The sequence below is a fragment of the Streptomyces sp. NPDC000134 genome, from assembly GCF_042899225.1.
GTDB lineage: Bacteria > Actinomycetota > Actinomycetes > Streptomycetales > Streptomycetaceae > Streptomyces.
The window spans coordinates 66,326-86,864 of sequence record NZ_JBIAZN010000017.1; the positions used below are offsets into that span (position 1 = coordinate 66,326).

At 72.4% G+C, this 20,539-nt stretch carries 17 protein-coding genes; 8 read left to right on the forward strand and 9 right to left on the reverse strand.

Annotated features, from left to right (window positions below):
* Positions 1-48: 48 nt before the first annotated feature.
* Together ACFY32_RS24525 and ACFY32_RS24530 are read left to right on the forward strand one after the other, a co-directional pair.
* On the forward strand, positions 49-921 hold the full coding sequence (locus ACFY32_RS24525) for an NUDIX hydrolase (protein WP_390675264.1): 873 nt from the start codon (positions 49-51) through the stop codon (positions 919-921).
* Complete coding sequence (locus tag ACFY32_RS24530) at positions 918-1,748, forward strand: MBL fold metallo-hydrolase (protein WP_390675265.1); 831 nt, start codon at positions 918-920, stop codon at positions 1,746-1,748. Before ACFY32_RS24525 ends, ACFY32_RS24530 begins: the two co-directional genes overlap by 4 nt.
* Before the next feature lie 24 nt (positions 1,749-1,772).
* Here ACFY32_RS24530 and ACFY32_RS24535 read toward each other — a convergent pair whose 3' ends face one another.
* Positions 1,773-2,447 carry a Crp/Fnr family transcriptional regulator gene (locus ACFY32_RS24535; RefSeq protein ID WP_190202863.1) on the reverse strand — a complete coding sequence of 225 codons (675 nt, stop codon included), beginning with the start codon at positions 2,445-2,447 and terminating at the stop codon, positions 1,773-1,775.
* A gap of 336 nt (positions 2,448-2,783) precedes the next feature.
* Between ACFY32_RS24535 and nth the strand changes: the two genes are divergently transcribed.
* The 3 genes from nth (at position 2,784) to ACFY32_RS24550 (ending at position 5,883) form a co-directional block, all read left to right on the forward strand.
* Entirely contained in the window at positions 2,784-3,848 is a 1,065-nt protein-coding gene (gene nth / locus ACFY32_RS24540) for an endonuclease III (RefSeq protein WP_390675266.1), read from the forward strand.
* A 52-nt stretch (positions 3,849-3,900) separates the two neighbouring features.
* On the forward strand, positions 3,901-4,590 hold the full coding sequence (locus ACFY32_RS24545; protein ID WP_359203663.1) for a CoA pyrophosphatase: 690 nt from the start codon (positions 3,901-3,903) through the stop codon (positions 4,588-4,590).
* A 93-nt stretch (positions 4,591-4,683) separates the two neighbouring features.
* Complete coding sequence (locus tag ACFY32_RS24550; protein ID WP_359203666.1) at positions 4,684-5,883, forward strand: MarP family serine protease; 1,200 nt, start codon at positions 4,684-4,686, stop codon at positions 5,881-5,883.
* A 9-nt stretch (positions 5,884-5,892) separates the two neighbouring features.
* Here the strand turns inward: ACFY32_RS24550 and ACFY32_RS24555 are convergent, their stop codons facing one another.
* The 6 genes from ACFY32_RS24555 to ACFY32_RS24580 form a co-directional block, all read right to left on the reverse strand.
* The gene (locus tag ACFY32_RS24555; protein WP_359203669.1) at positions 5,893-6,075 is read right to left on the reverse strand and encodes a hypothetical protein; all 183 of its coding nucleotides are present in this window, start codon (positions 6,073-6,075) and stop codon (positions 5,893-5,895) included.
* 148 nt (positions 6,076-6,223) lie between these two features.
* Positions 6,224-7,174, reverse strand: a complete 951-nt coding sequence (locus tag ACFY32_RS24560) for an alpha/beta fold hydrolase (RefSeq protein WP_390675267.1) — start codon at positions 7,172-7,174, stop codon at positions 6,224-6,226.
* Complete coding sequence (locus ACFY32_RS24565; protein WP_359203675.1) at positions 7,171-7,659, reverse strand: phage holin family protein; 489 nt, start codon at positions 7,657-7,659, stop codon at positions 7,171-7,173. The genes ACFY32_RS24560 and ACFY32_RS24565 overlap by 4 nt, the downstream gene beginning before the upstream one ends.
* Before the next feature lie 171 nt (positions 7,660-7,830).
* Positions 7,831-9,255: a Na+/H+ antiporter NhaA gene (gene nhaA / locus ACFY32_RS24570; RefSeq protein ID WP_390675268.1), complete on the reverse strand. Its 1,425-nt coding sequence runs from the start codon at positions 9,253-9,255 to the stop codon at positions 7,831-7,833.
* 264 nt (positions 9,256-9,519) lie between these two features.
* Positions 9,520-11,475 carry an acetate--CoA ligase gene (acs, locus tag ACFY32_RS24575; RefSeq protein ID WP_390675269.1) on the reverse strand — a complete coding sequence of 652 codons (1,956 nt, stop codon included), beginning with the start codon at positions 11,473-11,475 and terminating at the stop codon, positions 9,520-9,522.
* A 276-nt stretch (positions 11,476-11,751) separates the two neighbouring features.
* The gene (locus ACFY32_RS24580) at positions 11,752-14,088 is read right to left on the reverse strand and encodes a bifunctional SulP family inorganic anion transporter/carbonic anhydrase (RefSeq protein WP_390675270.1); all 2,337 of its coding nucleotides are present in this window, start codon (positions 14,086-14,088) and stop codon (positions 11,752-11,754) included.
* A gap of 312 nt (positions 14,089-14,400) precedes the next feature.
* Between ACFY32_RS24580 and ACFY32_RS24585 the strand changes: the two genes are divergently transcribed.
* Positions 14,401-15,669, forward strand: a complete 1,269-nt coding sequence (locus tag ACFY32_RS24585) for a hypothetical protein (protein WP_390675271.1) — start codon at positions 14,401-14,403, stop codon at positions 15,667-15,669.
* A gap of 30 nt (positions 15,670-15,699) precedes the next feature.
* On the opposite strand, the gene ACFY32_RS24590 is transcribed toward ACFY32_RS24585, so the two are convergent.
* On the reverse strand, positions 15,700-16,689 hold the full coding sequence (locus tag ACFY32_RS24590) for an ATP-binding protein (protein ID WP_359203686.1): 990 nt from the start codon (positions 16,687-16,689) through the stop codon (positions 15,700-15,702).
* Between the two features lie 101 nt (positions 16,690-16,790).
* Here ACFY32_RS24590 and ACFY32_RS24595 point away from each other — a divergent pair, with 101 nt between their 5' ends.
* Complete coding sequence (locus ACFY32_RS24595; protein WP_359203689.1) at positions 16,791-17,630, forward strand: oxidoreductase; 840 nt, start codon at positions 16,791-16,793, stop codon at positions 17,628-17,630.
* 359 nt (positions 17,631-17,989) lie between these two features.
* Here the strand turns inward: ACFY32_RS24595 and ACFY32_RS24600 are convergent, their stop codons facing one another.
* Positions 17,990-18,823 (reverse strand): HAD family hydrolase, encoded by an 834-nt coding sequence (locus tag ACFY32_RS24600; protein WP_390675272.1) that lies wholly within the window; start codon positions 18,821-18,823, stop codon positions 17,990-17,992.
* A gap of 595 nt (positions 18,824-19,418) precedes the next feature.
* Between ACFY32_RS24600 and ssd the strand changes: the two genes are divergently transcribed.
* Positions 19,419-20,522: a septum site-determining protein Ssd gene (ssd, locus tag ACFY32_RS24605; protein WP_359203695.1), complete on the forward strand. Its 1,104-nt coding sequence runs from the start codon at positions 19,419-19,421 to the stop codon at positions 20,520-20,522.
* Positions 20,523-20,539: the final 17 nt, after the last annotated feature.

The following is a 20,539-nucleotide window of genomic DNA, read 5'->3' on the forward strand; positions in this document are numbered from 1 at the left end:
GCACAGCAGCCACTCGAACATCCGCCCGTCACCGGATAGCCTCCGGCCATGGCGAACGGTCAGTGGTACCCACCGGAGTGGCCCGACCGCATCCGCGCGCTCGCGGACGGCAGCCTCACCCCGGTCACCCCGAGACGCGCGGCCACGGTGATGCTCCTGCGGGACCCCGGCCCCGCCGTGCACATGGTGCGCCGCCGCACCTCCATGGCGTTCGCCGGGGGCGCGTACGCCTATCCGGGCGGCGGCGTCGACCCGCGCGACGACGACCGCGACATCGGCTGGGCGGGCCCCGCACGCGCGTGGTGGGCGGACCGGCTCGGCGTCGACGAGGCGAGCGCCCAGGCGATCGTCTGCGCGGCCGTGCGGGAGACGTACGAGGAGGCGGGCGTGCTGCTCGCCGGGCCGGCCGGCGACCGTGTCGTCGGCGACACCACGGGCGCCGACTGGGAGGCGGACCGGGCCGCCCTGGTCGCCCGGGACCTGTCCTTCGCCGAGTTCCTGGACCGCCGAGGCCTGGTGCTCCGCTCCGACCTGCTGGGCGCCTGGGCCCGCTGGATCACCCCGGAGTTCGAGGCCCGGCGCTACGACACCTGGTTCTTCGTCGCCGCCCTCCCCGAGGGGCAGCGCACCCGCAACGCCTCCACGGAGGCCGACCGCACGGTCTGGACCACGCCCGCCGGGGCGGCCGCCGGGTACGACCGGGGCGAGCTGCTGATGATGCCGCCGACCATCGCGACCCTGCGGGCGCTGACCGAGTACGACACGGCGGCCGGGGCGCTGGCGGCGGCGGCCGGGCGGGACCTGACACCCGTACTGGCGCGGGCCCGACTGGAGGGCGGCGGGATCGTGCTGTCCTGGCCGGGCCACGACGAGTTCACCCAGCACGTCACGACCACCGAGACCGGGGGAGCCCCCGCATGACGGACGCCACCGCCCTGCCCGGACAGCCGCGTGGCGGGGCCCTGTCGGGGCCCGCCACCGAACGGGCCGTCAACGTCCTCGCGCCCAACGCGTCGGCGATGACGCTGGACGGCACCAACACCTGGATCGTCGCCGAACCCGGCTCTGACCTGGCCGTGGTGGTCGACCCCGGTCCGCTGGACGAGGGGCATCTGCGCAACGTCGTCGACACCGCCGAACGGGCGGGCCGGCGGATCGCCCTGACCCTGCTGACCCACGGTCACCCGGACCACGCCGAGGGCGCCGCCCGCTTCGCCGAGCTGACCCGCACCAGGGTGCGCGCGCTCGACCCGGCGCTGCGGCTGGGCGACGAGGGGCTGGGCCCGGGGGACGTGGTCACGGTCGGCGGCCTGGAGCTGCGGGTCGTGCCGACGCCGGGGCACACCGCCGACTCGCTCAGCTTCCATCTGCCCGCCGACCGGGCGGTGCTGACCGGCGACACGGTCCTCGGGCGCGGTACGACCCTCGTCGCCCACCCCGACGGGCGGCTCGGCGACTACCTGGACTCGCTGCGGCGGCTCAGGTCCCTCACGGTCGACGACGGTGTGCACACGGTGCTGCCGGGGCACGGGCCCGTCCTGGAGGACGCCCAGGGGGCGGTCGAGTACTACCTCGCCCACCGCGCCACCCGGCTCGCCCAGGTGGAGACGGCCGTGGAGGACGGCCACCGGACCCCGGAGCAGGTCGTGGCCCATGTGTACGCGGACGTGGACCGCTCGCTGTGGCCGGCGGCGGAGCTGTCGGTGCGGGCGCAGTTGGAGTACCTGGAGGAGCACGGGATCATCTGACCCGCGCCCCTCCGGCGGGGGCCGTCAGCGCGAGCGCTTCGCCAGGCGCTCGACGTCCAGCAGGATCACCGCGCGGGCCTCCAGGCGGAGCCAGCCGCGCTGGGCGAAGTCGGCGAGCGCCTTGTTGACCGTCTCCCGGGAGGCGCCCACCAACTGGGCGAGTTCCTCCTGGGTGAGGTCGTGCACCACGTGGATGCCCTCCTCCGACTGCACGCCGAAGCGGCGGGAGAGGTCCAGCAGGGCGCGGGCGACCCGGCCGGGGACGTCCGAGAACACCAGGTCCGACATGGCGTCGTTGGTCTTGCGCAGCCGGCGGGCGACCGCGCGCAGCAGCGCGGAGGCCACCTCCGGACGGGCGTTCAGCCAGGGCTGGAGGTCGCCGTGGCCGAGGCCGAGCAGCTTGGCCTCGGTGAGCGCGGTGGCCGTCGCGGTGCGCGGGCCCGGGTCGAACAGCGCCAGCTCGCCGATCAGCTCGCCGGGGCCGATGACGGCCAGCATGTTCTCGCGGCCGTCGGGGGACGTGCGGTGCAGCTTGACCTTGCCCTCGGTGACCACGTAGAGGCGGTCTCCGGGGTCCCCCTCGTGGAACAGCGAGTCACCACGGGCGAGGGTCACCTCGCTCATGGAGGCGCGGAGCTCCGCGGCCTGCTCGTCGTCGAGCGCCGCGAAGAGCGGGTTGCGCCGCAGAACGTCGTCCACGAGTTCTCTCCTATTCGACCTGCTCAGGGGATCTTCTTCCCCCGGTGTACCAGGGGTCCGTGGTGCCCATTTTGCCGGACGGTCCAAACAGTGTGATCTGTCACAAGGATGCCGCACACCTGTCCCGGGGTACGCGGCAGGGGTCCAATTGGGCGCCGATCTTCGGGGTCCGGGGCGGATGTCGGTGCCGGGCCGTAGGCTGGCCGGGTGTCCAAATCGCCGGTGGGAGCGCAGGCCGAGGGGGCTGGACGGGTGGGAGTACGGCGCGGTTCCGCTGTGGGCGAACAGGGTTCTGATGGCGGTAGCAAAACGGCGAACACGACGAACGTGACGAACGTGACGAAGAGGACGGCGGCGGTGAGCGAGCCCGGGGAGCGGCCGGAGGCGGCCGGGAAGAAGACGACGGCGGCGCCCGGGAAGAAGACGGCCCCCGCGAAGAAGGCCACGGCTACCGGGAAGGCCGCCGCCAAGAAGTCGGCGACCACCAAGAAGGCGGCGGCCGCCAAGAAATCGGCGACCGCCAAGAAGGCCCCCGCGCCCCTGAAGAAACCCGCCGTCGCCCCCGAGAAGGCGTCCGCCGCCGTCAAGGGCACCCCCGTGAAGACCGTCGCCGTGAAGACGCCGCGCGAGGAGTCCCGTACCGCCCTGGTCCGCCGCGCCCGGCGGATCGACCGGGAGCTGGCCGAGGTCTATCCGTACGCCCACCCCGAGCTGGACTTCGAGAACCCCTTCCAGCTCCTGGTGGCCACCGTCCTGTCCGCCCAGACCACCGACCTCCGCGTCAACCAGACGACCCCCGCCCTCTTCGCGAAGTACCCCACCCCCGAGGACCTGGCCGCCGCCAACCCGGAGGAGGTCGAGGAGATCCTCCGCCCCACCGGTTTCTTCCGGGCCAAGACCCGGTCCGTCATAGGGCTGTCCAAGGCCCTGACGGAGGAGTTCGGCGGCGAGGTGCCCGGCCGCCTGGAGGACCTCGTCAAGCTGCCCGGCGTCGGCCGCAAGACCGCCTTCGTCGTCCTGGGCAACGCCTACGGCCGCCCCGGCATCACCGTCGACACCCACTTCCAGCGCCTGGTGCGCCGCTGGCGGTGGACCGAGGAGACCGACCCCGACAAGATCGAGGCCGCCGTCGGCGCGCTGTTCCCCAAGAGCGACTGGACCGACCTCTCGCACCACGTGATCTGGCACGGCCGCCGCATCTGCCACGCCCGCAAGCCCGCCTGCGGGGCCTGCCCCATCGCCCCGCTCTGCCCGGCGTACGGCGAGGGCGAGACGGACCCGGAGAAGGCGAAGAAGCTGCTCAAGTACGAGAAGGGCGGCTTCCCCGGCCAGCGGCTGAACCCGCCGCAGGCATACCTCGACGCGGGCGGCACACCGGCCCCGCCACTGGGGGCCGGATGACGGAACGATCCCGGGGAGTCCGGGCGTTGGACAATGCGGAACGGGGGTGGCGATGACGCGGGCGAGCGATGTCGGAGACGTGGTGCTGGACCGGACGGGCCTGCCGGACTGGCTGGACCCGGTGGTGCGGGCCGTGGCGGCGGTGCGGCCCACCCAGCTCAGCCGCTTCCTGCCCCCCGAGGACGGCGGCGGCCGGCAGTCCGCCGTGCTGATCCTGTTCGGTGCGGGCGAGCGCGGCCCCGAGCTGCTGCTGATGGAGCGGGCCGGTTCGCTGCGTTCGCACGCCGGGCAGCCCGCCTTCCCGGGCGGCGCCCTCGACCCGGAGGACGGCGATCCGGCGGGCGACGGCCCGCTGCGCGCCGCGTTGCGCGAGGCCGAGGAGGAGACCGGCCTCGACCCGGCCGGGGTGCAGCTCTTCGGGGTGCTGCCCAAGCTCTACATCCCCGTCAGCGAGTTCGTCGTCACCCCCGTACTGGCCTGGTGGCGCGAGCCCAGCCCGGTCGGCGTGGTGGACCCGAACGAGACGGCGCGGGTGTTCACCGTCCCCGTGGCGGATCTCACGGACCCGGCCAACCGGGCCACCGCCGTCCACCCCCGGGGCCACAAGGGCCCGGCATTCCTGGTCGAATCGGCCCTGGTGTGGGGGTTCACCGCCGGCATCATCGACCGTCTGCTGCACTTCGCGGGCTGGGAGCGGCCCTGGGACCGCGACCGGCAGGTCCCGCTGGACTGGCACGCATGACAAGGTGGGCGCCGGGCTGTGCCGTCCGGGGGACGGCGGCCGGGCTCCCGGCCGGGCGGAAGCGAGCGGAATGACGAGGCGAGGCTACAAGCGGTGAACGTGCTGGACATCCTGTTGCTGGTCGCCGCCGTTTGGTTCGCGGTCGTCGGCTACCGCCAGGGCTTCGTCGTCGGCATCCTTTCGGTGATCGGTTTCCTCGGCGGCGGCCTGGTCGCCGTCTACGTCCTGCCCGTCGTCTGGGACGCCCTGACGGACAACGCGGAGGTGAGCACGACCGCCGCCGTCGTCGCGGTCGTCGTGGTCATCGTCTGCGCCTCCGTCGGCCAGGCCCTGACCACCCATCTGGGCAACAAGCTGCGCCGGTACATCACCTGGTCGCCGGCGCGCGCCCTGGACGCCACCGGCGGCGCCCTGGTCAACGTGGTGGCGATGCTGCTGGTCGCCTGGCTGATCGGCTCGGCCATCGCCGGGACCACGCTGCCGACGCTCGGCAAGGAGGTCCGCGGCTCCAAGGTGCTGCTCGGCGTCGCGCGGGCGCTGCCCGCGCAGGCCGACACCTGGTTCGCGGACTTCTCCACCGTCCTCGCGCAGAACGGCTTCCCACAGGTCTTCAGCCCGTTCTCCGACGAGCCGATCACCGAGGTGCAGCCGCCCGACCCGGCACTCGCCCGCAGCGCGGTCGCCGTCCGGGCCCAGCGCTCCATCGTCAAGGTGACCGGCACCGCCACCGGCTGCGGCAAGGTGCTGGAGGGCACCGGCTTCGTCTTCGACGACCGCCGGGTCATGACCAACGCCCACGTGGTGGGCGGCGTCGACGAACCCACCGTCCAGATAGGCGGCGAGGGCCGCATGTACGACGCGACGGTCGTCCTCTACGACTGGCAGCGCGACATCGCCGTACTCGACGTACCGGAGCTGCGCGCGCCCGTGCTGCGGTTCGCCGACGAGGACGCCTCCAGCGGGGACGGCGCGATCGTCGCGGGCTTCCCGGAGAACGGGTCGTACGACGTGCGCGCGGCGCGGGTGCGCGGGCGCATCACGGCCAGCGGCCCGGACATCTACCACCGGGACACCGTCCGCCGCGACGTGTACTCGCTGTACGCGACCGTCCGCCAGGGCAACTCCGGCGGACCGCTGCTCACCCCCGACGGCGAGGTGTACGGCGTGGTGTTCGCCAAGTCCCTCGATGACGCGGAGACCGGTTACGCGCTCACCGCCGACGAGATCCGCGAGGACATCGCCGAGGGGCGGGCCGCCAACCAGCAGGTGGACAGCGACACCTGCGCCCTGTAGCAGCCGGGCTCAGTCGCGGGTATGGCGCAGGCGCACGGTGACCCAGCGGGCGCGGCGGCGAAGGATGTGCGGGATACCCACCCGGAGGTCCGTGCCCGCGAGTTGCGGGGCAGCGCCCCGCTGGTGGGGGCTCACACCGTTCGGGGAGCGACGGGTGCGTGCTGCGTCACTGTAGTCGTGCGTCCAGCCCATACCCCGACGTGTGCCCCCGCCCCAAGGTCCATAACCGCCGCCGGGGCTCCGAATTGGCCTATGCGGCGGGCATTTGGCTGTTCGTCGGAAAGGCGTCACGCTCCGGATACCGGGCGCGGGCGTTCGCCCACCGGGCGCGCCCGTCCGGTCACCGGTCGGGTTCGGGGTCCCGCAGCCAGTTGATGAGTTCCGCCGAGAAGGCCACCGGGTCCTCCTCGTGCGGGAAGTGGCCGAGCCCGTCGAACAGCCGCCAGCGGTACGGCGCTTCGACGTACTCCCCGCTGCCCGCCGCGCTCCGGGTCCGCAGCACGGGGTCGAGCGAGCCGTGCAGATGCAGCGTCGGCACCCGCACCGGCCGCTTCATGCGCCGGTTGAACTGGATGCCGTCGGGCCGGGCGAGGGAGCGCACCATCCAGCGGTACGGCTCGATCGAGCAGTGCGCCGTGGAGGGGACGCACATGGCGCGGCGGTAGACCTCCACCGCCTCGTCCTCGGGCGGCCGGGGCCCGGACCACTCGCGGATCAGCTTGCCCACCAGCGCGCCGTCGTCGGCGGTGAGCTGCCGCTCCGGGACCCAGGGCCGCTGGAACCCCCAGACGTAGGACCCGGCGCGGGTCTGCCGGGCGTCCCTCAGCATGGCCGAGCGCCAGCGGCGCGGATGCGGCATCGAGGCCACCGCGAGCCGCCGGACCAGCTTGGGCCGCATCGCGGCGGCCGTCCACGCCAGATAGCCGCCCAGGTCGTGGCCGACCAGCGCGGCGTCCGGCTCGCCGAGCGAGCGGATCACGCCGGTGATGTCCAGGGCGAGGCCCGCGGGGTCGTAACCGCGGGGGGTGCGGTCGCTGCCGCCGACGCCGCGCAGGTCCATGGCGACCGCGCGGAAGCCCGCGTCGGCGAGCGCGACGAGCTGGTGCCGCCAGGTCCACCAGAACTGCGGGAAGCCGTGCAGCAGCAGGACCAGCGGCCCGTCGCCCAGCTCGGCGATGTGGAACCGGGCGCCGTTGGCGGCGACGTCCCGGTGGATCACCTCGCGGTCGCCGGGGACGGCGAGGCGTACGACCGAGAAGGGTTGCGCCGATGGAGTGGCGGGGTCCGTCATGAGGACGAGCGTGCCACAGCCTCGATGGCGGCGGGGCCGCGGCTGTCGGGCAGTTCCGGACGCGGGTGCGGCTTGGCGTTCTGCAGCACGCCCGCCGACTGCTTCATGGAGGCGGCGACCTTCTGCGGGCCGCGGCCCTGCTTGGCCTTCTTGGCGAAGACTACGCCGATCAGCGCGAGCAGGCCGGCGACCAGCACATTGGCGGCGAAGGACAGCAGGAAGCAGACGGCGAGGTTCCAGTGGCTCCAGGTCCGGATGCCGTACGCGAGCGCGAAGTTCAGCATCGGGAGCGAGAAGATCAGCACGGCGCCCGCGAGCGAGAATGCGCCCCCACTGGTCGCCCCGCGCTTGACGTCGTTCTTGAGCTGCGCCTTCGCCAGCGCGATCTCGTCATGCACGAGCGCCGACAAGTCGGTGGTCGCCGAGGCGAAAAGCTGGCCGATGCTGCGTTCGGTGCCGACCGGGCTGCCGTCGGGTGCGCTCATCGCGGTCTCCCTCTTCTGCGAGCCCCTCAGCGGGCTCTGACTCGGGCTCTGCTTCGGGCTCGTCTGCGTGATCGTCTGCGGGTTCTGCTTCGGGTTCTGCTGCGGGTTGTGCTGCGGGGTGCTGCTGCGGGTTGTGCTGTACGGTTCCGTCTTTTGTACCGTCTCGTCAGATCATGCCGGACGGCCGCCCTCCTCGCCTGCCCCGCCCGACACTTCGGCAAGCCGCGCCCGCTCCTTCTCCCGCGCGATCCGGCGGTGTTCGGCGGCCTTCTCCTCGTGGATCGCCGCCATCCGCAAGTGGTACGCCGGGTCGTCCTCCTCGTACACATCGGGTACGCCGCTGTGGTCGTCGTCGCGCTCCTCGGCCTCGTACAGGGCGCGGTACTTGGCGTTGCGTATCTTCAGCAGCACCGTCGCCAGCACGGCCGCGACGAGCGAGCCGGTGAGGACGGCGGCCTTGACCTCCTCGGTCATCGTCGCCTCGCCCTCGAAGGCCAGCTCGCCGATGAGCAGCGACACGGTGAAGCCGATGCCGGCCAGGGTGGCCACCGCGAACACGTCCGGCCAGGAGAGGTCGTCGCTGAGCGAGGCCCGGGTGAAGCGGGCCGTCAGCCAGGTGCCGCCGAAGACGCCGACCGTCTTGCCGACGACGAGCCCGAGCAGGACACCGAGCGTCTCCGGCTTGGTGAACACGTCGGCCATCGCCTCGCCCGAGAGGGAGACACCCGCGCTGAACAGGGCGAACAGCGGCACGGCCAGTCCCGCCGACAGGGGGCGCACGAGGTGCTCGATCCGCTCGCCGGGGGAGTGTTCCTCGCCCTCGTGGCGGTGGCAGCGCAGCATCAGGCCCATGGCGACGCCGGCGATGGTGGCGTGGACGCCGCTGTTGTACATCAGCGCCCAGATGACGAGGCCGAGCGGCACGTACACGTACCAGCCGCGGACGCCCGTGCGCAGCAGCAGCCAGAAGACGGCGAGCCCGGCGACCGCGCCGCCCAGCGCGGCGAAGTCCAGCGACTCGGTGAAGAAGACCGCGATGATCAGGATCGCGAAGAGGTCGTCGACGACGGCGAGGGTGAGCAGGAAGGCGCGCAGGGCGCTGGGCAGGGAGGTGCCGATGACGGCGAGCACGGCCAGCGCGAAGGCGATGTCGGTGGCGGTGGGCACCGCCCAGCCGGCCAGTGACCCGCCGCCGGCGCTGCTGGTCAGGGTGTAGACGAGGGCGGGTGCGGCCATGCCGCACAGCGCCGCGGCCACCGGCAGCGCGGCGGCCCTGGGGTCCTTGAGGTCGCCGGCCACCAGCTCGCGTTTGAGTTCGATCCCGGCGACGAAGAAGAAGATCGCGAGCAGTCCGTCGGCGGCCCAGTGCGCGACCGAGAGGTTCAGGCCGATCGCCCCGGGGCCCAGGTGGAAGTGGCTGACGCTCTCGTAGCCGTCCCGCAGCCCCGGAATGTTCGCCCAGGCCAGCGCGGCGATCGCGGCGACGAGCAGCAGGACACCGCCGACGGTCTCGGCGCGCAGGGCGTCGGCGACATAGGTCCGCTCGGGCAGCGAGAGACGGCCGAACAGCTTGCCGGTGGTGCGGGGCGCGGTCACGGGGAGGGCCTTCCGGTGGATGGACAGCACGGATCACATGCCGACCAGACTTCCCGGCGCACCTGTTGCGTTGTCGTACTTACGCTTTCATTACCCTACCCAACGCGCGGCGAGGAGGCTCGCCGACGGGGGCGCGCGACCGTGCCGCGAGCGGGCTTCGGCAGGCGGGGGTGCACCGTGTCGCGAGCGGGCTCGCCGGCCAGGCGCACGCGCCGGGGGCACCCGGCGTGGTGATCGCCGGGTGCCCCCGTGAGCAGGTGTCCGTCAGTCCTCGCTGGGGGCCGCCGGGAGCTTGTCCTGGATGAGCTGCATGACACCGCTGTCGGTCAGCGTGGTCACGTCACCCAGGGCGCGGTTCTCCGCCACGTCCCGCAGCAGCCGGCGCATGATCTTGCCGGAGCGGGTCTTGGGCAGCTCGGCCACCGGCAGGACCCGCTTGGGCTTGGCGATCGGGCCGAGCGTGGCGCCGACGTGGTCGCGCAGCTCGGCGACCAGGGTGTCGGTCTCCGCCGCCGAACCGCGCAGGATCACGAAGGCCACGATGGCCTGCCCGGTGGTCTCGTCCGCGGCGCCGACCACGGCGGCCTCGGCGACCGACGGGTGGGAGACGAGGGCGGACTCGACCTCGGTGGTGGAGATGTTGTGCCCGGAGACCAGCATCACGTCGTCGACCCGGCCGAGCAGCCAGATGTCGCCGTCGTCGTCCTTCTTGGCGCCGTCCCCGGCGAAGTACCGGCCCTCGAACCGGGACCAGTACGTGTCGATGAACCGCTGGTCGTCGCCCCAGATGGTGCGCAGCATCGACGGCCACGGCTCGGTGAGGACCAGGTAGCCGCCCCCGCCGTTCGGCACCTCCCGGGCCTCGTCGTCCACGACGGTGGCGGAGATGCCGGGCAGCGGGCGCTGCGCGGAGCCGGGCTTGGCCTCGGTGACGCCGGGCAGCGGCGAGATCATCATCGCGCCGGTTTCGGTCTGCCACCAGGTGTCGACCACCGGGATGCGGTCCGCGCCGATGTTCTTGCGGTACCAGACCCATGCCTCGGGATTGATCGGCTCGCCGACCGAGCCGAGCACCCGCAGGGAGGACAGGTCGAACTTCGCGGGGATGTCGTCGCCCCACTTCATGAACGTCCGGATCGCGGTCGGCGCGGTGTAGAGGATCGTCACGCCGTACTTCTGCACGATCTCCCAGAACCGGCCCTGGTGCGGGGTGTTCGGCGTGCCCTCGTACATCACCTGCGTCGCGCCGTTGGCCAGCGGACCGTAGACGATGTACGAGTGCCCGGTGACCCAGCCGACGTCGGCGGTGCACCAGTAGACGTCGGTCTCCGGCTTGAGGTCGAAGACCGCCCAGTGGGTGTACGCCGTCTGCGTCAGATAGCCGCCCGAGGTGTGCAGGATGCCCTTCGGCTTCCCCGTCGTCCCGGACGTGTAGAGGATGAACAGCGGGTGCTCCGCGTCGAACGCCTCCGGCGTGTGCTCGGCGGACTGCCCGTCGACGACCTCGTGCCACCACTTGTCGCGCGTGTCGTTCCACGCGATGTCCTGGCCGGTGCGGCGGACCACGAGCACGTGCTCCACGTTCCCGGCGCGCTCGACCGCCTCGTCGACGGCCGGCTTGAGCGCGGAGGGCTTGCCGCGGCGGTAACCGCCGTCGGAGGTGATGACCACCCGCGCGTCGGCGTCCTGGATACGGGTGGCGAGCGCGTCCGCCGAGAAGCCGCCGAAGACCACGGAGTGCGCGGCGCCGATCCGGGCGCAGGCCAGCATCGCGATCGCCGTCTCGGGGATCATCGGCATGTAGACGGCGACCCGGTCGCCCTTGCGCACGCCCAGCTCCAGCAGGGCGTTGGCGGCCTTGGAGACCTCGTCCTTGAGCTGGGCGTAGGTGATGGCGCGGCTGTCGCCGGGCTCGCCCTCGAAGTGGATGGCGACCCGGTCGCCATGCCCGGCCTCGACATGCCGGTCGACGCAGTTGTACGCGACGTTCAGCGTGCCGTCCTTGAACCATTTGGCGAACGGCGGGTTCGACCAGTCCAGCGTCTCGGTCGGTTCCTTCGCCCAGGTCAGCCGGCGGGCCTGCTCGGCCCAGAAGCCGAGCCTGTCAGCCTTGGCCTGTTCGTACGCCTCTGCCGTGACGTTGGCGTGGGCGGCCAGGTCGGCGGGCGGCGCGAACCTGCGGTTCTCGGTCAGCAGGTTGGCCAAGGAGTCATTGCTCACGACATCTCCCTTTCCCAGGGTTGTCCGTTGTGTCCCAGGCCACAGCTCATCAGACCGCATGGTGCGATGACAAGGGTCGACCGCACATTGGTGTAGACCTTTCGTCGTGGCCGGGCGGGTGGAGCGGGGTGGCGCGGGGCCGGGTCCCGCTCCGGCGGCCCGGTGCCGCCGGGCTCATCCGTACCCACGGACGCCGGACCGCCGCAGTTCAGTCCGGCCCGGCCCGGCCCGGCCCCGCCCCGCCCGCCGGTCACGACGGCTGCTCCCGCCCGCCGGTCAGACGGGCTGGTCGGCCTCCCGTACGGGGTCGAAGACCTGCGCGCCCGTCGCGTCGGTGAGCAGGTACGACTGGGCCTCGCCCACGTGGAAGTACATGCCGTGCAGCTCCAGCCTGCCCTCCCGCAGGGCGCGGTCGACCGCCTCGTGGGCGCGCAGATGCTCCAACTGCTGGACCACGTTGGTCAGGCAGAGCCGCTCGGCCGCGTCGGCGGGCCGCCGCCCGGCCAGCGGCGCCCAGGAACCGTCGTCCTCGGTCATCCGCCGCACGCTCGGCTGCCCGTGCCGCAGCCACCGCTTCAACGGCGTCCGCACGCCCCCGGGTTCGGTGGTGAGCAGCGCCTGCATCGCGCCGCACCCGGAGTGCCCGCACACCGTGATGGACCGCACCTTCAGCACCTCCACGGCGTACTCGATGGCGGCCGCCACCGAGTCGTCGCCGCTCTCCGCGCCGGGCAGCGGGACGAGGTTGCCGACATTGCGGACCACGAAGAGGTCGCCGGGACCACTGGAGGTGATCATCGAGGTGACCAGCCGTGAATCGGCACAGGTCAGGAACAGTTGGGAGGGTTGCTGTCCCTCGCGGGCGAGCCGGGCCAGCTCGTCGCGCACCAGGGGCGCGGTGTTGCGCTGGAAGGTGCTGATGCCGCGGGCCAGGTCCCGTCCGCTGTGCCTGCCGGGCCGCTCGGGCTGTCCACCGGGCGGGGGCGTGGGCCGCGGGCGGTCGCACTGGTGGTTGCGCCAGGCCGTCCAGGGGCGGCAGCGGCAGTTCCCCGATTCGGCGGGCTCGGCCAGGCGGGTGCCGGGGCGGCGGCCGGTGATCTCGACGGAGCCGCCCTGCGCGGTGTGCGTCTTCTGCCAGTCCTGGAGCGTCTCGTACGCCGCGTGGTCCATGAACGAGCCGTCCAGCTCCACGACGGCGCCGACCCCTTGGGGCACGAGATGCAGGGCCCGGCTGAGCCGCGGGACCGCGAGGAACGTCAACTGGCCTCGTACCTGGACGTGATGGACTCCTTCCCTCTCGACGTGGGTGATACGGGTGCGGGTCAGGCGGTGCAGGGCGACGCCGACGGCGAAGGCGACGCCCAGCGCGACGCCCTCCAGCACCCCGAACGCCACCACCCCGCAGGTGGTGACCGCGTACACCAGCACCTCACGGTGGCGGGTCACCGTGCGGATGTGGTGCAGGGACACCATCCGAAGGCCGACCGACATGACCAGGGCCGCGAGCGAGGCGAGCGGGATCAGCTCCAGGACCGGGACCATCAGCAGTGTGGCGATCACTACGAGAACGCCGTGCAGCATCGTGGAGTTCCGGCTGACGGCACCCGCGCCGACATTGGCGGTGCTGCGTACGGCGACGCCCGCGATGGGCAGTCCGCCGAGGGCGCCGGAGACGATGTTGCCGGCGCCCTGGCCGAGGAGTTCGCGGTCGAGCCGGGTGCGCGGGACGCGGCCGGAGAGGTCCGGGCGGGCGGCGACCAGCTTGTCCACGGCGACCGCGCCGAGCAGCGACTGCACGCTGCACACGAGCGTGATGGTGAGGACGGCGGCGACCAGGCCGAGCACCGGGCCCTCGGGCAGCGCGGCCAGGGCGTGGCTGCTCCAGGACGGCAGGTCGACCTTGGGCAGGCGGAGCCCGGCGAGCGCCGCGACCGTGGTGGCCCCGGCGACGGCGACCAGCGCGGCCGGGACCCGGCTCAGCACGGCGCCGATCCGGCCGGGCAGCTTCGGCCACAGGAACAGCAGGGCGAGGGTCAGCGCGCTCACCGACACATCGGCCGCGTGCAGGCCCGCCAACTGGGCGGGCAGCGCCCGCAGGTTGTCGGGGACGGCGCTCTGCGGGGTGCCGCCGAGGACGATGTGCAACTGGGCGACGGCGATGGTGACGCCGATGCCGGCGAGCATGCCGTGCACGATGGCGGGGCTGACGGCGAGCGCGGTGCGCGCCACGCGCAGGCAGCCCAGGGCGAGTTGGGTGATGCCGGCCAGTACGGTGATGGCGCAGGTGGCGCGCCATCCGTACTGCTGGATGAGGTCGGCGGTGACCACCGTGAGTCCGGCGGCGGGTCCGCTGACCTGGAGCGGGCAGCCGCCGAGCCGCCCGACGACGATCCCGCCCACGGCGGCGGCGACGAGGCCGGCCTGGAGCGGGGCGCCGGTGGCCAGGGCGATGCCCAGGGACAGTGGGAGCGCGATCAGGAAGACCGCGACGGCGGCCGACACATCGGCGCCCGCGATCCGGAAGCGGGGGCGCCGGCCGGGCGGCGGGCTGTGCGGCGGGTGGACGTGCTGGGGCCGAGGCGAGTCGGCACGGGTGGGAACGCAGGCTGACATGGTGTCTCCCGTCTCCTCCGGGGCAGCGCGGTCGCGGTCGGGGTGGTCCCCGCGCGGGGCGGGGTGGTCGCGGCCGTGGGTCACGGCGTACAGCGGCGGGATGGCCCGCGCGAGGAATCGCGCTGGGTAAATGGATCGTAATGCGAAGTAAAGGGAGAGAATAGATTTATCGCGCAAATGGAGTAATGGCTCACTCGTAAAGGTGATCTAGCCATTTGATCGGCTTGTCGTATTAATTCCTTCTCGGTCCCGTGCGACCTTGGCCGCGCTCATCAGCGTTTGGCCCTAGAGAAGGAAGAAGGTGGGCGGAACATGGCCGCCACCCAGAGGATCGCCGCGGGCACCGCGATCGCCGCGCTCTGTGCCGCGACGCTCGCAGGCTGCGGAACCGGCAGTGAGGAAACCGGAGACGCGGCGCACGGCCCGCAGAAGGGCGGACAGGCCCCGGCGCCCAGGAACGCGGTCCGGCTGATCGGCGACGGTTCCACCGCGTACACCGGAGCGCAGCCGCACCTGCCCAGACCCGAGCGCCTCAAGCCCGGCGAGAAGCCCCCGCAGTTCGTGGTGTTCTCCTGGGACGGCGCGGGGGAGGACAGCCAGAAGCTGTTCTCCCACTTCCGCAAGGTGGCCAAGGACAACAACGCCACGATGACGTACTTCCTGAGCGGCGTGTACCTGCTCCCCGAGGAGAAACGGGACCTGTACCGGCCGCCGCAGCACCCCCCGGGCCACTCCGACATCGGCTTCAACGACGAGCAGGGCATCGCCGACACCGTCGAGCAGTTGCGCCTGGCCTGGCGGGAGGGCAACGAGATCGGCACCCACTTCAACGGCCACTTCTGCGGCCCGGGGGGCGTCGGCGAGTGGTCGGTGGAGGAGTGGAAGGACGAGATCGCCCAGGCCAAGCAGTTCGTGAAGACCTGGCGGACCAACACCGGGTCGCGGACGGCGGCGCCCCTGCCCTTCGACTACGACAAGGAACTGATCGGCGCCCGCACCCCGTGCCTGGAGGGCCGGGAGAACTTCACCGAGGCCGCCGCCGAGATGGGCTTCCGCTACGACAGCAGCGGCGTCGACAACCAGGTCTGGCCGAAGCAGAAGCACGGACTGTGGGACCTGTCCATGCAGCTCGTGCCGTTCCCCGGGCACTCCTACGAGCAGCTCACCATGGACTACAACTTCATGGTCAACCAGTCGGGCACCAGCACCCAGGGCGACCCCGACCTGCACGAGTACTGGGGCGACCAGATGCGCGACGGCCTCCTCCAGGGCTTCCGCCGGGCGTACGACGGCAACCGCGCGCCCCTGATCATCGGCAACCACTTCGAGTCCTGGAACGGCGGCACCTACATGCGCGCCGTCCAGGAGGTCGTCGAGGCGGTGTGCACCAAGGACGACGTGCGCTGCGTCTCCTTCCGGCAGCTCGTCGACTGGCTGGACGCCCAGGACCCCGCGACCCTGGGCAAGCTGCGTGCCCTGAAGGTCGGCCAGGCTCCCAAGAAGGGCTGGGCGTCCTACCTGTCGGCCGGCCCCGCTCCGGCGCCCAAGGGCGTACCGGGAGCGCCGGCCGCCAGGCCTTGAATCCCGGCGGCGGTCGCCGCACCGGGCCGGTCACACCGGGGCGGCGGCCTCCTCGCCGAGACCGCCGAGCACGAAACCGGGGTCGACCTGCGCGGCCAGGTCGGCCCCGGTGCGCTCATTGGCCCAGGCGCGGGCGTTCTTCAGATGGAAGTGCACCATCTGACGCGTGTAGCGCTCGGCGTCCCGCAGCCCGTACGTCACGTCGGCGGCCGTGTGCAGCAGGCGCAGGGCGCGGCGGTTGGCGTCCTCCAGGAGGGCGAACCGGGGCGGCCGGCCCTTCTCCATGGCGCGCACCCAGTCCGAGTGCCCCACCGTCACCAGCAGGTCCTCCCCCACCTCGTCGCGGAGGAAGTCGAGGTCGTCCTGGCCCTGCACCTTGTTGCCGACGACCTTCAGGGTGATGCCGTAGTCGCGGGCGTACTCCTTGTACTGGCGGTAGACGGAGACCCCCTTGCGGGTCGGCTCGGCGACGAGGAACGTGATGTCGAAGCGGGTGAACATGCCGGAGGCGAACGAGTCCGAGCCCGCCGTCATGTCGACGACCACGTACTCGTCCGGGCCGTCGATCAGGTGGTTGAGGCACAGCTCCACCGCGCCCGTCTTGGAGTGGTAGCAGGCCACTCCCAGGTCGGCGTCGGTGAACGGCCCGGTGACCATCAAACGGACCGTGTCCCCGTCGAGTTCCACCGGCCGGGCGCAGGCGTCGTAGACCGGGTTGTCCTCGCGCACCCGCAGCAGCGTCGAGCCCTCGCCGGGCGGGGTCGTCTTGATCATCGTCTCGGCGGAGGTGATCCGCGGGTTGGTGCCGCGCAGGTACTCCTTGATCAGCGGGAGGTGGTCGCCCAGCGCGGGCAGCCCGGCCGCCACCGCCTCGTCCAGGCCGAGCGCCGCACCCAGGTGCTGGTTGATGTCGGCGTCGATCGCGACGACGGGCGCGCCGGTGGCGGCGAGATGGCGGATCAGCAGGGCGGACAGGGTCGTCTTGCCGCTGCCGCCCTTCCCGACGAAAGCAATTTTCATGTTCACCGAGGGTAGTGCGCCGGTGGCTGTGCGGAGCGCAAGGGCGTGAGGAAGACCACTCCATCGAGGGGTGCGGCGCCCGGGTGCGTAGGGTCGTACTCATGAGTACGCCAAGCTCGCGAACGAGCTCGAGCAACGGTGACCCGCTGGCGGCCCTGGGCGCGCTGCCCGGCGTGGCCGAGTCGGTGGAGTCCGTGCGCAAGGCCGTGGACCGGGTCTACGGCCACCGGATCATGCGCCGCCGCAGCAACGAGATCACCTCGGAGGCGGCGCTGCGCGGCGCCCGTGGCTCGGGCGCGCTGTCCGGCGCGGACTGGGCCCTGGAGGAGGTGCGCCGGCGCTCCGACTTCAGCGGCGACGGCGAGGCGCGCACCGTGGGCGCGGCGCTGCGGCTGACCGCCGAGGCGGGTCAGTTGCTGTCCGTGTGGCGGCAGTCGCCGCTGCGCGTGCTGGCCCGGCTGCACCTGGTGGCGGCGGCGGACAAGGCCGATCAGGTGGGCCGTCCTCGGCAGGCCGGCGAGCCGGTCGACGAGCCGCTGGTCGAGCTGCCGCTGCCCAGTGCCGAGGAGGCGCACGGCCGCCTGGAGGGGCTCGCGGAGCTGGTCCGCGCGGGCAGTTCCGCGCCGGCGCTGGTGACGGCCGCCGTGGTGCACGGCGAGCTGCTCGCGCTGCGGCCCTTCGTGTCCCACAACGGGCTGGTCGCGCGTGCGGCCGAACGCGTCGTCCTGGTGGGCAGCGGCCTGGACCCGAAGTCCGTCTGCCCGGCCGAGGTCGGGCACGCGGAGCTGGGCCGGGCGGCCTATCTGGCGGCCCTCGACGGCTATGTCTCCGGAACGCCCGAGGGAGTGGCCGCCTGGATCGCGCACTGCGGTCGGGCGGTCGGACTGGGCGCGCGGGAGTCGACGGCCGTGTGCGAGGCGCTCCAGCGCGGTGCGGCGTAAGGGCCGGCAGGACCCGCCCTGGACACAAGAGATGCGGCGGTACGCATCACCGTACCGCCGCTGGCACGCCCACCGGGTTACCAGGCGTCCTCGGTATATGCCCATCAGGTCGGGTTCTTCGCCCGTCACCTGGTGCGGCTGGCCCGTAATCGACGGGTCGACGTCGCGTGGGTGCCCGGTGCTCGTGCTCGGTCCGTGGGGCCTTGTGCGTTCTTAAGGTGATCCTTTCGGATGTTCCTCGGTCTCGCGGGCCGTTGATTCCTTTGTACTCCAGGAGGAGGGCGACCGGAAGCCCTGCCCGCACTTCTTTACTTTTGGGTTCAAACGGGCAAACGGGGTGTGAACGACCCTCCGTGAGGTCAGGCGGGGGCCGCCCGGCGCCGGCCGGCGTACCAGACGAGCCCCGCGGTGGCCGCCGCGGCGCCTATCGCGGCGGCGGCGACCAGCGCCGGGCGCGGCGGCACCGACAGGCCGGGAATCCGCTGCTTGAGCCGTACGGGCCGGTGGAAGTCCAGGATCGGCCACGCCCGCGTGAGGGCCTCGCGGCGCAGCGCGCGGTCCGGGTTGACGGCGTGCGGATGCCCGACCGACTCCAGCATCGGCAGGTCGGTGACCGAGTCGCTGTAGGCGTAGCAGCGGGAGAGGTCGTAGCCCTCGGAGGCGGCCAGTTCCTTGATGGCCTCCGCCTTGGTGGGGCCGTACGCGTAGTACTCCACCTCGCCGGTGAAGCAGCCGTCGTCGCCCACGACCATGCGGGTGGCCACCACGCGGTCGGCGCCGAGCAGCTCACCGATCGGCTCGACGACCTCGAACCCCGATGTGGAGACGATGACGACGTCGCGGCCGGCGGTGTGGTGCTCCTCGATCAGGGAGGCGGCCTCGTCGTAGATGATCGGGTCGATCAGGTCGTGCAGCGTTTCGGCGACGAGTTCCTGGACCTGTCGCACGTTCCAGCCGCGGCAGAGCGCGGACAGGTACTTGCGCATCCGCTCCATCTGGTCGTGGTCGGCGCCGCCCGCGAGGAAGACGAACTGGGCGTAAGCGGTGCGCAAGACGGCCCTGCGGTTGATCAGACCGCCTTGGTAGAACGACTTGCTGAACGTCAGCGTGCTCGACTTCGCAATGACCGTCTTGTCCAGGTCAAAGAAGGCCGCTGTGCGGGGCAACGAGTGGTTTTCCACGCCCCCGAGCATAGGCGCAGCCCATTCGGCGTAAGGTGGGGCGCGTGGGTTTGCCTGAGAGGGCTCTCGGGTACACCATGGAAGTCACGGATCGTTCGCGACCGTGCTAACCCGGTCCGACTCCTCCCCCCCCCGAGTCGGCCGTGGAGACGACCCCCGCTCTCCCCCCCGGCGGGGGTCGTCGCATGTCCGGATGGGTTTTCCTCCCTTGGCCGGACTCCGTCCGCCCTCCGGCGGCGGGAGCGAGCACGGTGTTGTCATGTACCTGACTAGTCACGGTGGGTAGTCGTCGGACTCCTCTGCGGAAGTCGTACAGGGGGCGGACGGGCTCACCGGTATGGGTGATGGCGATATTCACAAGCCGCCCGGTTGTCCACAGTTATCCACCAAGATCCACAAGATTTCCCGGTTCGTTGCACCGTGATTGCAACGCGTCCCGGCCGCGAGAGTTCGTGGCCGCTTCCGTTTGCCGGACGCGTATGGCCGGTTTTCGTCGGCCGCCCATATGGAGGGCGGTCGCCGGTTCTTACACGTCCGCGAATCGCCGGGTCCAAGAGGAACGGCGCGAGGACGCGCTCAGCGGACGTACTCAAGGGGGAAACGAAGCATGACCGGAACCGTCACCCACGATCCGCCGCCCGCCGCGGGAGGCGGACAGCGCGGACCACTGATCATCACCGAGGACGCCGGACTCCTGGACGACCTGCTGCGCCTGTGCGCGGCGGCGGGCGCCACACCCGAGGTCCACCCCTCGGCGCCACCGCGCCGGGGCACCTGGGAAGCGGCGCCGCTCGTCCTGGTCGGCGACGACGCCGCGCGGGGCGTGCGGGGCGCCGCCCGCCGACGCGGAGTGGTGCTGGTCGGCCGCGACCAGGACGATCCCGGGGTCTGGCGGCGGGCCGTCGAGATCGGCGCCGACCACGTCCTGATGCTGCCCGACGGCGAGCAGTGGCTGGTCGACCGCATCGCCGACGTGGCCGAGGGCGTCGGCCGGCCCGCCCTCACCGTCGGCGTCATCGGCGGCCGGGGCGGTGCCGGGGCCTCCACCCTGGCCTGCGCTCTCGCCGTCACCTCCGCCCGCGAGGGGCTGCGCACCCTGCTGGTGGACGCCGACCCGCTGGGCGGCGGGCTCGACGTGCTGCTCGGCGGCGAGACCACCGAGGGACTGCGCTGGCCCGCGTTCGCCGCCTCGCGCGGGCGGGTCGGCGGCGGCGCCCTGGAGGAGTCGCTGCCCGAGCTGCACTCCCTGCGGGTGCTGAGCTGGGACCGCGGGGACTGCGTCGCCGTGCCGCCCCAGGCCGTACGGGCGGTGCTCGCCGCGGCGCGGCGCCGGGGCGGGACGGTCGTCGTCGACCTGCCCCGCCGGGTCGACGACGGGGTCGCCGAGATCCTCGCCCAGCTCGACCTCGGACTCCTCGTCGTCCCCGCCGAACTGCGGGCCGTCGCGGCGGCCGGGCGGGTCGCCTCCGCCGTCGGCATGGTCCTCGCCGACCTGCGGGTCGCGGTACGGGGGCCGTACACCCCCGGGCTGGACGACCGCGAGGTCGCCCGGCTGCTCGGGCTGCCCCTGGCGGGCGAGGTCCCCGTGGAGGCGGGGCTGCTCCGCGCGAGCGAGGGCAGGGAACCGCCGGGCGCGACCGGGAGGGGGCCGCTGGCCCGCTTCTGCCGGGGGTTCTGGGAGCGGGCGTTGGTGGAGGTGGGGGCGGGGTGATGGGGGTCACGGGGGCT